This window comes from Niastella sp. sgz303648 (genome assembly GCF_059587045.1).
The window spans coordinates 219,483-234,605 of record NZ_JCAPSW010000007.1 but is presented as its reverse complement, the minus strand read 5'-3'; the positions used below and the strand labels follow the sequence as shown (position 1 = coordinate 234,605).

The window sequence follows — 15,123 nt, the reverse complement described above, 5'->3', positions numbered from 1 at the left end:
ATTATTTATTTTTTTTACCCGCTCCGCCTGAGAGTTTTTCTTTTAACAAGCCAAGAAAACTTCTTTTTTCATATGTGCGTCTGTACCAGTCCACATCATTTTGTAAGCGGCTGATATCTCCCAAAAGTTTATTGATCAGTTGTCGGTTGCCTTCGGCGGTTTCCTGAAATTCCCGGTTATTGGCTTCAAACATGCTTATTGCCACGTCTTTCTGTTGCAATGCTTTTTTCAGTTCATCAATTTCCCGGGCCTGTTCTTTTATGGTTTCTTTTTTTTCGGCCAGCTCTAATTCAATAAAACTCCTGATCTGATCAAGATTTTGTTTGATCATATCATGGCTCATCACACCGTTGAGTTGCTTCTCCATTGTAGTTAACAAATTTTATTATGCATTTACAAGGGCTGGCTTTAAGTATCCATCATCTTGTTTTCGGTTACCCTCGTACAAATACCTGTACCGGGTAAAGGTATGGTTAACATTAAAAGATTCCTTTCCATGCATGGCCGAATATTCTCCCATGATATTCAGCATGCTTACATTATTAAAATATTGAAGCAGTTTAATAATGGCTTCGGAGTGGTGTTTAAACAGGTCACCGTTTAAACACGATTTTACCAGATCACGGTTCCCTACGCTGTCTGTTAACAGAACCGGTTTTTTGAGTGCAAGGGCTTCCAGTACGGCGTATGGTAGCCCTTCAAAATTAGCTGTGGACAAATATACGTTAGCCGAGGAAATTAAGCGGGCAACATCTTCGCCGGGCTGCCAGCCGGTGACGGTAATATTTGAAGATGTTAGCAATTCTCTTTCGGGCCCATCGCCGATCCAGATAAATTCGAATTGTTTAAATTCTTCAAAATACCGGGCGATAGCGTTGAAAAGAGCGGGATTTTTTTGATTGATAATGCGTCCGCTGGTAACAATACAAAACTTTTTATTGGAAGGTTCCATATCGTACCCGCTGATCTTATCGAATGTGATACCATTATTGATGGTAATGGCCGGAATGCCGACTTTTTCATATTCGGCCTGTTCTGAGGGTGAGCAGCAAACCACCTGCCCTCCGAAACCATGGCCCAGCCGTTCGAGCTGCTTATAAAGAAAGTTTGAGATTTTACTGGTCCCTACCAGAAAGGGGGCTCCGTTAGGGGTATATATTACATTATTGATTCCCAATAACCTGCACACCATTCTTCCGATAAATCCGCTTTTTGAAGAATGTAAATGAACGGCATCTATCTGGTGTTGTTTTTTTAATCTTTTTAAAACCTTGTATAGTTCCCAAAATGCCGAGAAATCTTTACTTAGGCTAATGCTTCGCTGAGCCGAATGCCAGCGAACAAAACGGGCATTGGTTCGGGCGAATTGTTTTCTGATATCAGTAAAACTTGTAACATGAGCTCTTTCGCCATGAACAATAATATGCTCGTCGTTCGGTAAATTTTCAACCAGTGATTTTACAAATACAACGATGCCTCCTGCAAAAGCCTCAGCCACATGTACAATTTTCATAATAAATGGATTTAGACTTTGTTAAACAGCAAAAGTAAAATGTGTTACATTTTGCTTTTACGCCATGTATAAACTACTGATTTTCCCTTCATATGGCTTTATACCGGAACATTGTCTGTTGACCGTACTCCATATAATGCTCTTTTTAAGAAAAAAATGATATTATATGGGATGATCAGAAGCAATCTTAGTTTAAAAACGCCCAAATAACGTAAAACCCTATTTTTTCCGTATTCACGCACCACCTTTATACGACTTTTTAGCTGTTTTTTTCTGGAACTGATCGAAATGCCTTTGTGATTTATTTCGCAGGTTACCAGATATTCGGGAATAATAGCACATTCGCCTTTCATCAAAAGCTGGTAAAAAAAGCCATAATCTTCGGCATCAGGATAGTTTTCGGGGTAAAAACCACTTTCTTTCACAGCCTCACACCTCCACATAACAGTTGGATGGATGAAAATATTTCGAAAATGCATACCCCGGGTTATATTATTATGCCGGGTAGGGGTAATATACTTGTATGCAACATTTGTTGAATAATCTTTAAAAATGCACCAGCTACCTACCAGGTTTATATTGGAATATTGTGTTAAAAAGGCTACCTGCTTATAAAACCGATCGGCCGAGCAGGTATCGCCGCAATCGAGCCGGGCAATGAAATCGGCATTTTTTTGCTGCAGTATCCATTGTAAACCAGTATTTAAGGCAACGGTAATGCCCTGGTTTTGAGGCAACCGGATTATTTCGGTTTTTATTTCTGAAGCAATGTGCTGGTATAGCGTTTCATGGGTAATAGGATGCTTACTACCATCGTCAACAATCACCACAACAAACTTATCTGCATCATATTGTACACTGTGTAACGAATGAAGCAGGCCCGGAAGGTTATTGAAGAAGGGTATTAACAGGTAAAAATCAATTTTTTGGGGATAAGATTTCATCTTCAGTTTGCGGTTATGATTTAACCTGCATGCAACAATGTTTTATTTTTTATAATTGGTGCAAAGGTAAACGCTATTTTAAACATTACTGTATTTATGGAGCGCAATTTGCCTTAAAACGTTGCTTTACAGAATGAGTAAAATTTTTTTGAATGTGTGATTTGAACAATAACCGTGCAGTTTTCAGGAGTAAGCGTGCAGATTTGATATAAAATCGTGTAAATGACGGGTTTTAAAAAAATTGAAATAAAATTTTTAAACTTTTTTTGGTGCAACCTTTCTTAAGTTTGCCGTGTCATTGACAAGGGTTATAATTTTTTAAAATCCTGTTTTAACATTTAATTATTAACGAATTAAGCTGGTTTGGTGTTTTAGATGTTAAAACTGTAATTAAAGACATTTTCAGGTACTAATAACCTGTTTATTACGTTAACAAAATCCTTGAGGAACCCAAATACCTGTACTATGATTGAGCGACCCGATAATTTAGTTTATAAGCGAGTTAAGTTTTTTACCGAGCATCCCCCGTCACTCAGGTTATATTTGGAACGTAAGCAAGGGTATTTCGTTGCAAAACGGTGCTTTGATATAATGATATCTTTGGCGATAATAGTGTTTATGTTATCATGGTTACTTCCTGTTTTGATGGTGATGATAAGGCTCGATTCAAAGGGACCGGTGTTTTTTAAACAAAAGCGGGTGGGTTTTCTTGGACGTGTATTTTGGTGCTATAAGTTACGTACCATGTACATGAATTATGAAGCTGATATTCGTCAGGCCAGCGAGAATGATCCCCGTATTACCCGTATCGGCCGGTTTTTACGTGTTACCGGATTAGATGAATTTCCTCAGTTTTTCAATGTATTGTTGGGGCATATGAGTATTGTGGGTCCGCGCCCGCATATGTATGCCGACTGCAATAAATTTGCGAGCGCTATTAGTGGTTATAAATTCAGAAACCTGGTAAAACCTGGTATTACCGGTTTGGCCCAGATCAAAGGATATAAAGGCCCCACTAAAGATTTTGAAAGCATTTTTCATCGCTACCAGTTCGACGCTTTTTATGTACGCAATGCGAACTTTTGGTTAGATATTCGCATCGTTCGTAAAACCGGCGCTCAGATTATAGGTGAAGTTTTTTCAAGGATCTTTAAAACCAAAGATGCCGGTAAAACTACCGCCGAAGAATGGAACACGCCTTCTCTTAAAACTATACAGAACTGATAGAGTCAGTTGCTAACGATTGCTTGCTTTTTCTTCTTCTTTTCCTGCCATTGCTTTTTTGCCATTGCTTTCTGCCAGTTAATGTTTTCATGCCGCAGATCGAATTGAACGCTACACCTGCCTGAATTTTCATGCTGCAAGCTGAGTTGTATATATCACCTGCTTTTTTCTTCAGACCGCAAACTGAGTTGTAAACTACGCCTGCCGGTTTTTTCATTTGGCGAGTGGTGTTGAGCCTATAACCTGCCGGGCTTTTCATTCCGCAAGTTAAGTTGCACCCATCACCTGCTGTTTTTTTCATACCGCAAGCTGAGTCGTAGCCCTGACCTGCCAGGCATTCCATTCTGCAAGTTGAGTGATACTCTTTACCTGCCGGGATTTTCATTTCGCGCATTGGTTGTACCATTCAACATGCCGGGTCGTTCGTGCCGCCTATTGAGTATTAGGTACTGCCGTATCAGGTAGTGGTAACAACACGTCATGCGATAACTACTACCCGGCATGCGGCGCCATCAATTCGTGTTGCGGAAGCTACAACTCGTGTTGCGGTCGTTAAGACTCGACTGGTTGAACCCTAAACACGCGTTGCAGTGAGGTAAAATCAAATGGTAATGGTTAATTATCGGCATGCAGGCGTTATGATTCGGGTTGTCAGGGCATTAACTCAATGTGTTGAAGCTTATGCTCAGCGTGCAGAAAAGCTTAATACAGATTGCAGGCAGATCAATTGGGAGCGACAATGATTTAGTTGGCTAAGCAGTTTAAGGGTAAATGAGCCAATGGTATTTCACTTGAAAAGAATACCCAAAAACCAGATCAACGATATTTTTCACCCACCCCAACCTTCTCTATCGAGATTTCTATAGGTAATCGCCTCTGCCAGATGCTCGGGTTGAATACTTTCACTACCCGCCAGATCCGCAATGGTTCGGCTAACTTTTAAAATACGATCATAGGCGCGGGCAGATAAATTCAGTTTGTTGATGGCCGTTTTTAACAGGTTTTGGCCGGCTGCATTGATGGCGCATACCTTTTTCAGCAGCTTGTTGTTCCATACTATTTCAAAAAAAGTACCAATTGCATGGGGAAAATGCAATGAGTTGCCTGTTTTGAATATAATTTATTTTGTTTACTTTGTAATTCAAAGTGCTTTTATATAGATAGTTTAATCTGACATTGCAGCTAATGGGAAGGACAATAGACGAGATAAAACATAAAACTATTCGTGACCATCAACTCAACTTTTATTTTATGAGTATATCAAGCAGGCTTAATCGCGTGTATTATGAAGCAAAAGGAAACAAATGGTTTCATTATTTTGCCATTTTCTGTCGCATCATGTTGGCCCTGGCATTTATTATATCTGGGCTTGTAAAAGTCAGGGGAGAACGGTTCGCCAGCGGCTTATCCGTTAACAACCCAATGGGTCATTATTTAGAAGCACTATACCACACCGGATACTACTATACATTTATCGGAATTGCGCAGTTATTAATTGCTATTTTATTACTCATTCCAAGAACAGCATTTCTTGGTGCATTGATGTATTTTCCCATTATCCTGAATATTTGCATCCTGACTTATGCTGTCCGGTTCGAAGGCACCCGTAGCACAACGTTTATGATACTGGCCAATTTATATTTATTGTTTTGGGATTACGAACGTATAAAATATATTTTATCATTCAAACAAGTTAAAGAGCATGGTCCTTCAACAAGGGAAAAACAGTTGAGCAACAAATTCCCATTCCTGTTTTTCGGAAGTGTTGTGGCAATTCTTGCTGCAGTTATATTTTTAAACAATATCATTTATGACATTCGACCCGGCAATTCCCCAGAGGAATGCACAAATGGTTGTCCTGGCAATAGTGATCCAAAAGCCTGCGAAAAATTTTGTGATTGCATTTATAACCAGGGCAAACCGCTTGAAGAATGTCTAACCGAGTATAACAAAGCAAAGAGAACGAATCAATAGAATTGCGAACGAATTTTGTCCTCCCGCAAACAAGTGCTGCTGGTCAAGCCATGCTTTTACAAATGCATTTGTTGGCTGCTGTACATTGTCAAAATAGTTTCAGTCCAATTGATAAACTTAGTGAACCAAAATCTTCTTTGGCAACTCTTGTCCGATTAAACACATTTATGTAAGAAAGTTTTCCAGTCCATCTTTGAGTTTTAGAAAAATAAATCCCAAATGAAGGCTTAATGCCTAACAACGTCTGTCCGCTAATAAAACTTGGTCCTGCAACAAATGATAAATAAATATTTTGTTTTGGATGAAATGAAGAACCGACAAAAAGATTTACCATCCCACCAACAGTATTGTCGTTTTGAGGAATACTCCCATCAGGATTTAGCTTCAAAACTTTGTTGTCCTCTAAGTAAATGTCGCCAGTAAGCTCAAGTGTTGGCTTGAACTTCGTTTTGTTATTTAAAAAGGTTTGAAGTCCAAGTCCAACTCCCCACGGATTATTGCCAATTGTATAGTCGTAAAGTGTATGGTTATATTCTGTAAATAAATAAGTTGAAACTTTTCTTTGTGTCTGTCCAAAACTCTGTGTCAAAAGAAAACAGCAAAGAAAAATTGCAAATATTTTTCGCATATGAAAAGCGTTATGGAATTTGACAACTGCTTAAACGTAAACGTTGCTTTTGTATAGCAGTCAACGGCCAAGTATTGGCAAGGCTGGGAATAGTATTCCGTCCGCCCGGCTACCGATGATGAAAATAGAAAATAAAAGTTGATGTTTGATATTTGGCTGAAAGCTGCTTGTCAGCCCGAACAACTGACCAACGATGCTGCAACTGCTGAACCATAGCTTCCGTCTGCCCAGCTTTTGCCAATACCATGTTGGTGGCAGTTTTTAGTGGATATAGTTACCAAATTTAATTACAATTGTTTTGTTCTGGCTGTGAATAACCAGAACTCGTTCAAGACTACCATCTCTGGTGTCAATCAAATATTCAGTTCCATTTGGATGCCAATTTTCAAGAAACATAATTATTTGATCTTCTACTTTCTTTACTAAGTCCTTTAAATTATCATAATGAAACTCGCTTTCAAAAAGTTTTGGGACCTGACTAAAACCAACTATATGTTCTAAACACCATTGAAAATTTTCATTAATTCGCTTTTGGATAAAATTAACATTTGTCTTAGTTGGTAATATTCTTTCTTCGTAATATTCCTTTGTCCCAATCCAGTTATGTGTCTTATAAATAAATATTTCTTCATTCTCAATATTCTTTGTCAAGTCAATTGTCACAGATATTAATGCAGGGTTATATCCATCCGAAATAACATTAAAAAAGTCTGTTAAAAGACTAACGGAATTTTCTATAAGCTTACTCTTTAAATAATCTTCTTGCATTGCTGTACGGTTTTTTAAAATTGCCACCAACACATAAATATATGCCGTTATTTAAAAAATGACGTTGAGGTTCACCCTCCCCATCCCTCTCTATCCAAATTCCTATACGTAATCGCCTCCGCCAAATGTTCAGGTTGAATGGCCTCACTACCTGCCAGGTCAGCAATGGTTCGGCTAACTTTTAAAATGCGATCATAGGCGCGGGCCGATAAATTCAGTTTGTTGATGGCCGTTTTTAACAGGTTTTGGCCGGCTGCATTGATGGTGCATACTTCTTTTAATTGTTTACTGTTCATTTGGGCATTGCAATAAATACCGGGATTGCCATTATATCTTTCTGCCTGTATTTTACGGGCATCGATCACCCGTTGGCGAATTGCATCAGATGGCTCGCCGTTTTTTTGTTTACTTAAATCGGAAAAAGATACCGGCGTTACTTCAACGTGCAGGTCTATACGATCTAATAAAGGACCCGATATTTTATTCAGGTACTTATGAACGGCGCCGGGCGGGCACGAGCACTCCTTGTCAGGATGGTTATAAAAGCCACAAGGGCAGGCATTCATAGAACTGATAAGTTGAAAATTCGCCGGGAAGTCAATTGCTATTCTTGCGCGGGATATTGTTACTCTGCGTTCTTCCATCGGCTGGCGCATTACTTCCAGCACACTGCGTTTAAATTCGGGCAGCTCATCTAAAAACAATACGCCGTTATGCGCCAGTGATATTTCACCGGGTTGCGGCATGCCACCGCCACCAACCAGCGCTACATCACTGATGGTATGATGCGGCGAACGAAAAGGTCGTTTGGATATCAGTGTTGCATTGGCCGGCAGCTTGCCGGCAACCGAATGGATCTTCGTTGTTTCCAACGCTTCCTGCAAAGTGAGCGGCGGTAAAATGGTCGAAAGCCGTTTGGCCAACATGGTTTTACCGGCGCCCGGCGGACCGATCAATATAGCATTATGTCCACCGGCTGCAGCAATTTCAAGAGCACGTTTAATGTTTTCCTGTCCTTTTACATCGGTGAAATCAAATTCAAAATCGTCTTTGGCCTGAAAAAATTCTTCACGTGTATTCACTACTACCGGTTGTATAGTTTTATCGTTGTTAAAGAATTCAATTACTTCGGCAAGATGTTCTACACCGTATACCGGCAGGGTATCTACCATACCTGCTTCGCGGCAATTTTGTTTGGGAACTATAAGGCCTTTAAAGCCTTCTTTGCGCGCTGTAATGGCAATAGGCAATGCACCTTTTATGGGTTGAACCGTTCCATCGAGGTTCAGCTCACCCATAATCATATAGTCTTTTAATTTTTCGGGATTTTTTAATTGTTCATTGGCGGCCATTATTCCAATGGCTATAGCAAGATCAAAAGCAGAACCGCTTTTTCTGATATCGGCAGGAGCCAAATTAATTACCAGTTTTGTGCGTGGCATCTGGTACCCGATTGTTTTTATGGCGCTTTCGACCCGTTGTAAACTTTCTTTTACAGCAATGTCGGGCAGGCCAACAATGAAGTAAAACCGGTTCCCTTTCATTACGTTTACCTCTATAGTAATCGTAATAGCCTCCACACCGTATACGGCACTTCCAAACGTTTTGACAAGCATGAATAAAGTGTATGGTTAAACGTATGGGAAGATATGAAAAATATTAATATGTTCGGTTTTGACTGGTATTGAATTGCTGCAGGTGATTACCCATAGCCATAAAAAAAATGCACCAACCCCGGGTTGATGCATTTTTTTTTTGTGTGAAAAACCGTACTGACTTAGTAAGCATACCAGCCAATGCCTTCGTATGTATAACCCGGCAGGGACGACATTTCATTTGGATTTTTTGTGTAAAAGTGGTCGGCAGTGCTGTTATTGTAATATCTATACACAGGTACAGCGCCATTAATGGCCGAAGAATAGCCATAAAAACCAATGCCCTCGTAAAATGTAGTACCAAGTTCACCAAAGTTGGTAGTATAAAAATGGTCCCCGGCATCTCCTGTTCTCCAATAACGATAAACAGGTACTGAATTTGCCACCTGATTGGGGAAGGCAAAAAAGCCAATTCCCTCAAAAAGGTAATTACCATTATTACCATTTCCGAGCTCACCTAAACTCGTAGTATAAAAATGATCCTGGATATTATTTTTTTCGAAATAACGAAATACCGGAACTGTTCCTGCTACCGGAGCATTGGCCGGATATAAGAACTGTACCGCCAGTATATCATAGCTCGAAAGCGTGGTAGCGCCAATGCCGCATTCTCCGCCGTTCATTAACGAGTTGGCATCACCGCCGGTGGGCGTACCCAAAATATGCATGGCATCGAAATAAGCGCCATTGTCTGATAATTGTCCCGACTGGGGTTCGCCCGACGCCCAGTTGGTATGCCTGAAACCTATACAATGGCCCAACTCATGTGCAATGGTGCGCTGCTGTTGTGCAAAAGAGTTACCCGAAATTTGGCTGATATTAATTCTTATAAGTGACCCGGGCAACCCATTCAGTGGAAAATAAGACGCACCGCAAACGCCCGAGCCTAAATTCTGATTTGTTATGGTAATGTTAGCGCCGGATGAAGCAACCCGGGTAAATTTAACCCTGCAGTTGGTAACATTATTCCATAAGGCAATAGCGCCGTCTATCTGACTTGAATAAGCGTTCATCGAGGCATCGGCATATACACTGATAGAAGGCTGTATATCGTAGCCTACGTAATTGGCGGTGCCGTACTGTTCGGTTTTGGGGCCATCGAATAATGAAAAATCAGGCTTGCTTTCTTTTGAAAATAACAGGTCGCCATCAACCAGATACTCTTTACCGATGTCCTTTATCTCGCTATCCTTATATCCTAATTTTTGAATGTAGGAATACATGGGATTGTCTTTGTCGATACCGGAATCGGTAGATGCAATTTCATTTTTTTTACAGGAGAATAAAACGATTGAAGATGCGGCCAGCGCAAAAAAATACCGGCCGAAGAGAATGGGTAATTTTCTCATTCGATAAGATTTAATGGTTAAAAAATAAGGAGCCTAAATTACTAACATAAACGATTACCCCAAAAAAAATTTATTCTGCTAATAAAAATTTAATTCAGGACTTTGCTAAATGTTACCAGTCAGCGCTAATTAATTTCATTAACCTTTCCTTCGAATAGCAGGTTCACTGCAGCATCGACGGTCACAGAAACGGGTTTTTCCGTAGCCGGAATCGTGAAAGTGGTTTGTTTGTCTTTAATGAAAAGGGATTTTGAAATAGAAGATCCGATGGCTATATCGAGGGGGAATTGAAAAAGTTCGGCCTGTTGCTGTATAACAGTAATGATCACTTCTTTCTTAACGCCATCGTATTTCCATTGTATATCGAGCTTTGGATGTCCGGCCCTGAACAGCCATTGGTAAAAGAATGGCGCCAGGTCCTGGTGCGAAACTTCTTCCATTACTTTACGCAAATCATCGGTAACGGCATTTTTACCGGCATAGCGGTTGTAATAGGCTTGAATGCCTTTCCAAAAAGTTGAATCACCCAGCCGGCGGCGTAACATATGCAATACCCAGCCGCCTTTTTGATAAGAATTGGCATTCAGTAATTCCATATAATCGGTAACCGATGAATCTACCACAGGATGTAATTTTTTCCGGGCGAAATCTATAACAATGTTCCTGTTTTGCCTGAGCATATAGCGGGCTGTATCTGCGCCGTATTTATTTTCGAAGTACAAAATAGTCATGTAGGTGGCAAATCCCTCACTTAACCACAAGTGGCTCCAGTCGGCTTCGGTAGCCATATCGCCAAACCACTGGTGTGCTATTTCGTGGGCCAGCAACGATTCGCTCTTGCGTGTGCCGCTTATTGATGATTCATCAGAATAAAAAATAGCGCCGGCATTTTCCATACCGCCAAACCGGGTGGTTGATTCAACGTTGGCTAATTTTTTATACGCGTAGGGTCCTACATTTTTTATAAACCAGGGAAGAATATCCACTGCCAGGGCATAGTCGTAAAAGCCTTTGTCTTTTTCTTCGGGATACACCCAGCTGTATACCGGAATGCTGTTTACTTCGCCTGCCTTTTGCACCGCAAAATCGGCTACTCCTATTACCATAATTTTGGTCGACAGGGGAGTGGTTTCTTTATAATGCGTGCGGCGATAATTATTATTTATTGCAGTGTCTTCGGTTTTAATACCATTTGAAATAACCCGATAATGCGATGGGGCAGTTACAATAAAATCGAGCGATGCTTTATCGGAAGGGTGATCAATACAGGGTATCCAGTTGCGGGCCCGGTTGGGCCAGTTGTCGGCAAAAAATCCGCGATGGCCATATTTGTTTTTTTCAATGATCAGTCCGTCGGCGGGAATGCCTTCATAAGTAATAACTACGCTCTTTTGTTCACCTGCTTTAACCGTTTGTGGAAAGGTAATGGCGAGCAGGTCATTGGTGTGTGCGTAGGGGAGGGGCTTTCCTTTTTCGGTAACCTGTATTACCGTCATGCCCTTTTTATTGTTCTTCGAAATGAGGTCGAGCGTGATAGTTTTAGCGTCTTTAATAAACGTAAGATCAATGGCTGCTTTTCCCTGAATGTGATCGGTAGTGTCGTTAAGCGTTATGGCAAATTCATAATGCTGAATATCTATAACAGCGCCTGGCTTTTGGGCAATAATAGCGGAAGAAATAACAATAGTGCTAATCAGCAGCAATATCTTTTTCATTAAACGTAGTTTGCTGCAATGAAATTAAAGTAAATGATGTGGAATTGTTTAAAAAATTTGCTTAAAGAGACTTGTTAATCTTTGTTAGGATAGGGGTAAGATATATTCAATGAATTAATCAGCTGATAATACCCCTGCCAGTTGCTGCATTCTAAATTTGGTAGATGAAGAACAGTTTTGCCTTTTCGTACGCTAATAAAAGTGGTTGTGGTACTAAGACATGAATCTTTACTGTTTAAAAACTGTTCGCAACTTTTGTAAAATGCATCGATGTGCCTGGCAAATTTTGAGTCGAGTTCTTTTTTGAAAAGTATTTGTATGCTACCCCGGTTTGTAAAAAATGATACCGAGTAGCGCTTATTTCCCTTATTAATAATCATCTTTTCATTGTACCCGCCAAAGCAGCCGATGCTTTCCAGATTAATAATAATATCGCCTTCGTCATTTGTTACAGGGCGGAGTTGGGAAGTCCAGGAACTATCCTTTTTTATATTTTCATTCGAATTGAAACAGGAGGCCAGCGCTAAGGATAAAATTAAAGTTATCAATAATTTATAATGGTGCATACAGTTAATGCTTAATTATAAACATCACAACTTCTCCAGCATATCCACCACTTTCTCACGCTTCAATATCAGGTAACCCAGCCGGTCGTTGCTGATGCCTTCGCGCAACTGGTAACTGAACTCAAGCTGATCTTCTTTGGCCGTGGTTTCAAAATAGCGGAAAGAAATATTAGGATATTGTTTTAACTCTTCACCAATTTCATACAGGTGGGTTGATAAAATAAATAAAGAGCTTTTTATCCTGATAAGTCCTTTTATAACCACCGACGAGCACTTCATGGCATCCTGTACATTGGTGCCTTTAAACAGTTCATCAATAAGCACCAGCCATTTGCGGCCGTCGTTAATTTTTAAAATGGTATTTTTTATGCGCTGTACTTCGTTGAAGAAATAACTTTCACCTTTAATTATATTGTCAACTACATTGATATTACTTAACAGGCCATCGAACAATGTGAGCCGCATCGTCTGGGCAGGCACGCCCATTCCGAGGTGAGCCAAAAACACGGTGCTGCCAACAGCTTTGATGAAGGTGCTTTTGCCGGCCATATTGGCGCCCGTTAAAAACAGAAAATTGGTTTCCTGGCTTAACTGCACATCATAAGGTGTAGGCGTGGGCAATAATATATGATACAGTTGTTTGGCGTCGATCAACGGTTGTACCTGGTTGATGAATTCAGGAAAGCATAATCCCAATTTTTTAATAGCCACGGCCATCGAATACCAGGCATCTATGCGTCCGTAAATGGCAATAAGATCATGGGCCGATAATCTGAACTCATCGCGTATATAACCACCATAATGAAGGGTTTCGGTAAGGGTAAATTGTTTACCCCGTTCGTGATCCTTCAGCGCATTCAACACCGGTTTATTCATTAAATCGGCGGCGCGGCGTAAATAAGTGCGGATCATTAAAGGTGCATCATCTTTATCGAGCAAATAGATAAGCTGATGCATTCCCTTTAAAAAATCAGAAAAATGTGAAATGGAATATCGTACCAGCGAAAAATCGGCGCCGTTGAACAGCTTATAGGTTAAGGCGTGTACAATATTGGCGTTAGGTATAGCATCTACATTATTGTCGTAAAATTTTTCAATCACCATCAGGGTGCCATTGGTGATTTCGTTAGGCCATTGGTCCATGCCCGCCAGTATCAAACGCAGAATTTGCTGCGTATCCTGAATAGGCCGGATATCGTTAAAAGGATTGCTGAAGAATTTCAACAGCCATTCACGCCCCTGTGATGTTCGGGTAAAGCAAAGCCTGTGAAAAATTGAAAATTCTTCCTCATGCTGAAAAATCGACAGGTCGTTGTACGTGGTATTATCTAATTCCATGGATCTTACTCCAATATTGTTTTCGTAAGTTACCGATTAAATAACAATCGTGCTCCCTTCTGAGATTCATTCCACTGCCCTTTTCCATAAACAAGATTACCATTTATAAAGGTATGGGTAACGGCGGCCGGGCAGGTAAACTGTTCCAGCGGGCTCCAGCCACATTTGTATAGTATATTTTCTTTTGAAATAGTAGTAGTTTCATTCATATCAACGATCACCAGATCGGCCCAATAGCCTTCGCGAATAAAGCCTCTTTCGGCAATCTGGTAACAGGTAGCTACGGTATGGCTCATTTTTTCAACCACTTTTTCAAGCGAAATGCGGCCTTCTTTTACATAATGCAGCATCAGTAACAGCGAGTGCTGCACCAGGGGTAATCCCGAATGGGCTTTTTCCAGGTCACCGGTGCCAAGTCCCCCTCCTGATTGCCCCGGAGCCAGCGCAAAGGAGCCATCAGCATTTCTGATAATACCTTTTTCCTCCAATGTATGCGGTGCATGGTCGGTTGCAATAACATCTAACCTGTCGTCGAGCAATGCCTGCCATAATGCTTCACGGTTGTGTGGCGCTTTAATGGCGGGATTACATTTTATAAGATTACCGAGTTGGCTGTAATCGTTACTCGTAAAATGAAGGTGATGCACACATACCTCGGCCGTGATGTTTTTTTGATCGAGCGGCTTCATATTCGAAAACAGCGCCAGTTCTTTTTCGGTGCTGATATGCAATATGTGCAGCCTGCTGTTATGTTTCTGAGCAAACTGAATGGCGGCGAGTGAACTTTCAAAACAGCCGAACTCATCACGCACCAACGGATGATCGGCCGGCTCCAACACACCTTTTTCTTTTTTTAATCTTTCATAGTTTGCTTTAATGATCTTTTCATCTTCACAATGGGTGGCGATCAGCACTTCGCTTTCCTGAAAAATTTTATCGAGTGTGAGATAGTTATCTACCAGTAAGCCGCCGGTTGATGAACCCATAAAAATTTTAATACCACAGATCTCGTTTTTACGCTTATTGGTTTTAAGGGCCTCACCGGCATTATCGTTCGACGTGCCCATGTAAAACGAATAGTTCGCCAGCGAGGTTTCGGCTGCAACAGCATATTTTTGCTCAAGCAGCTCCTGTGTGAATACAGGGGGCATGGTATTGGGCATTTCCATAAAAGAGGTAACGCCCCCTGCAACCGCAGCTTTTGCTTCGGTATAAATAGTAGCTTTATGGGTGAGGCCGGGTTCGCGAAAATGAACCTGGTCGTCGATGGCGCCGGGTAATAAATGCAAACCCTCGCCGTTTATTTCTGTAACTAATATGTCGGGCTGAATGGTACGATCTATCTTTTCGATGCGGCCGTTTTTAATGAGAACATCTCTGATGGCCGATTCTCCTTCATTCACGACCATTATATTTTTAATCAGGTAATTTTGCATATCTTGAAAAAAT

At 40.7% G+C, this 15,123-nt stretch carries 14 protein-coding genes; 2 read left to right on the top strand and 12 right to left on the bottom strand.

All coding sequences use genetic code 11. From position 1 onward, the window contains the following. Position 1: 1 nt before the first annotated feature. From AC59IL_RS21385 to AC59IL_RS21375, 3 genes are all read right to left on the bottom strand, one after another. Positions 2-367 (bottom strand): hypothetical protein, encoded by a 366-nt coding sequence (locus AC59IL_RS21385; protein ID WP_496554234.1) that lies wholly within the window; start codon positions 365-367, stop codon positions 2-4. An 18-nt stretch (positions 368-385) separates the two neighbouring features. Further along, on the bottom strand, positions 386-1,513 hold the full coding sequence (locus tag AC59IL_RS21380; protein WP_496554233.1) for a glycosyltransferase: 1,128 nt from the start codon (positions 1,511-1,513) through the stop codon (positions 386-388). Between the two features lie 98 nt (positions 1,514-1,611). Further along, positions 1,612-2,457: a glycosyltransferase gene (locus tag AC59IL_RS21375; RefSeq protein WP_496554232.1), complete on the bottom strand. Its 846-nt coding sequence runs from the start codon at positions 2,455-2,457 to the stop codon at positions 1,612-1,614. A 465-nt stretch (positions 2,458-2,922) separates the two neighbouring features. On the opposite strand from AC59IL_RS21375, the gene AC59IL_RS21370 reads away from it, so the two are divergent. Further along, positions 2,923-3,681 (top strand): sugar transferase, encoded by a 759-nt coding sequence (locus tag AC59IL_RS21370; protein WP_496554231.1) that lies wholly within the window; start codon positions 2,923-2,925, stop codon positions 3,679-3,681. Here AC59IL_RS21370 and AC59IL_RS21365 read toward each other — a convergent pair. Then, positions 3,668-4,075 (bottom strand): hypothetical protein, encoded by a 408-nt coding sequence (locus AC59IL_RS21365; RefSeq protein ID WP_496554230.1) that lies wholly within the window; start codon positions 4,073-4,075, stop codon positions 3,668-3,670. The two genes, AC59IL_RS21370 and AC59IL_RS21365, sit on opposite strands and share 14 nt — an antisense overlap. Positions 4,076-4,510: 435 nt before the next feature. Beyond that, entirely contained in the window at positions 4,511-4,777 is a 267-nt protein-coding gene (locus AC59IL_RS21360; protein ID WP_496554229.1) for a magnesium chelatase subunit ChlI family protein, read from the bottom strand. An 89-nt stretch (positions 4,778-4,866) separates the two neighbouring features. Here AC59IL_RS21360 and AC59IL_RS21355 point away from each other — a divergent pair, with 89 nt between their 5' ends. Next, positions 4,867-5,655, top strand: coding sequence for a hypothetical protein (locus tag AC59IL_RS21355; RefSeq protein WP_496554228.1), 789 nt, complete (start codon positions 4,867-4,869; stop codon positions 5,653-5,655). An 88-nt stretch (positions 5,656-5,743) separates the two neighbouring features. Here the strand turns inward: AC59IL_RS21355 and AC59IL_RS21350 are convergent, their stop codons facing one another. From AC59IL_RS21350 to AC59IL_RS21320, 7 genes are all read right to left on the bottom strand, one after another. After that, entirely contained in the window at positions 5,744-6,283 is a 540-nt protein-coding gene (locus AC59IL_RS21350) for a hypothetical protein (protein WP_496554227.1), read from the bottom strand. Between the two features lie 261 nt (positions 6,284-6,544). Then, entirely contained in the window at positions 6,545-7,051 is a 507-nt protein-coding gene (locus AC59IL_RS21345) for a hypothetical protein (protein ID WP_496554226.1), read from the bottom strand. Positions 7,052-7,122: 71 nt separating this feature from the next. After that, positions 7,123-8,667 carry a YifB family Mg chelatase-like AAA ATPase gene (locus AC59IL_RS21340; RefSeq protein ID WP_496554225.1) on the bottom strand — a complete coding sequence of 515 codons (1,545 nt, stop codon included), beginning with the start codon at positions 8,665-8,667 and terminating at the stop codon, positions 7,123-7,125. A 161-nt stretch (positions 8,668-8,828) separates the two neighbouring features. Continuing rightward, a complete protein-coding gene (locus AC59IL_RS21335; RefSeq protein ID WP_496554224.1) occupies positions 8,829-10,055 on the bottom strand; it encodes a M57 family metalloprotease in 1,227 nt (408 codons plus the stop codon). A 125-nt stretch (positions 10,056-10,180) separates the two neighbouring features. Then, complete coding sequence (locus AC59IL_RS21330) at positions 10,181-11,770, bottom strand: M1 family metallopeptidase (protein ID WP_496554223.1); 1,590 nt, start codon at positions 11,768-11,770, stop codon at positions 10,181-10,183. Positions 11,771-12,360: 590 nt separating this feature from the next. Beyond that, positions 12,361-13,674, bottom strand: a complete 1,314-nt coding sequence (locus AC59IL_RS21325) for a MutS-related protein (RefSeq protein ID WP_496554222.1) — start codon at positions 13,672-13,674, stop codon at positions 12,361-12,363. A 29-nt stretch (positions 13,675-13,703) separates the two neighbouring features. After that, a complete protein-coding gene (locus tag AC59IL_RS21320; RefSeq protein ID WP_496554221.1) occupies positions 13,704-15,110 on the bottom strand; it encodes an amidohydrolase family protein in 1,407 nt (468 codons plus the stop codon). Positions 15,111-15,123: the final 13 nt, after the last annotated feature.

What these genes read in the sequence shown, in the direction of transcription:
- AC59IL_RS21385 (WP_496554234.1), bottom strand. Translation starts at nt 367, where the DNA reads ATGGAGAAGCAACTCAACGGTGTGATGAGCCATGATATGATCAAACAA.
- AC59IL_RS21380 (WP_496554233.1), bottom strand. Translation starts at nt 1,513, where the DNA reads ATGAAAATTGTACATGTGGCTGAGGCTTTTGCAGGAGGCATCGTTGTA.
- AC59IL_RS21375 (WP_496554232.1), bottom strand. Translation starts at nt 2,457, where the DNA reads ATGAAATCTTATCCCCAAAAAATTGATTTTTACCTGTTAATACCCTTC.
- AC59IL_RS21370 (WP_496554231.1), top strand. Translation starts at nt 2,923, where the DNA reads ATGATTGAGCGACCCGATAATTTAGTTTATAAGCGAGTTAAGTTTTTT.
- AC59IL_RS21365 (WP_496554230.1), bottom strand. Translation starts at nt 4,075, where the DNA reads ATGCGCGAAATGAAAATCCCGGCAGGTAAAGAGTATCACTCAACTTGC.
- AC59IL_RS21355 (WP_496554228.1), top strand. Translation starts at nt 4,867, where the DNA reads ATGGGAAGGACAATAGACGAGATAAAACATAAAACTATTCGTGACCAT.
- AC59IL_RS21350 (WP_496554227.1), bottom strand. Translation starts at nt 6,283, where the DNA reads ATGCGAAAAATATTTGCAATTTTTCTTTGCTGTTTTCTTTTGACACAG.
- AC59IL_RS21345 (WP_496554226.1), bottom strand. Translation starts at nt 7,051, where the DNA reads ATGCAAGAAGATTATTTAAAGAGTAAGCTTATAGAAAATTCCGTTAGT.
- AC59IL_RS21340 (WP_496554225.1), bottom strand. Translation starts at nt 8,667, where the DNA reads ATGCTTGTCAAAACGTTTGGAAGTGCCGTATACGGTGTGGAGGCTATT.
- AC59IL_RS21335 (WP_496554224.1), bottom strand. Translation starts at nt 10,055, where the DNA reads ATGAGAAAATTACCCATTCTCTTCGGCCGGTATTTTTTTGCGCTGGCC.
- AC59IL_RS21330 (WP_496554223.1), bottom strand. Translation starts at nt 11,770, where the DNA reads ATGAAAAAGATATTGCTGCTGATTAGCACTATTGTTATTTCTTCCGCT.
- AC59IL_RS21325 (WP_496554222.1), bottom strand. Translation starts at nt 13,674, where the DNA reads ATGGAATTAGATAATACCACGTACAACGACCTGTCGATTTTTCAGCAT.
- AC59IL_RS21320 (WP_496554221.1), bottom strand. Translation starts at nt 15,110, where the DNA reads ATGCAAAATTACCTGATTAAAAATATAATGGTCGTGAATGAAGGAGAA.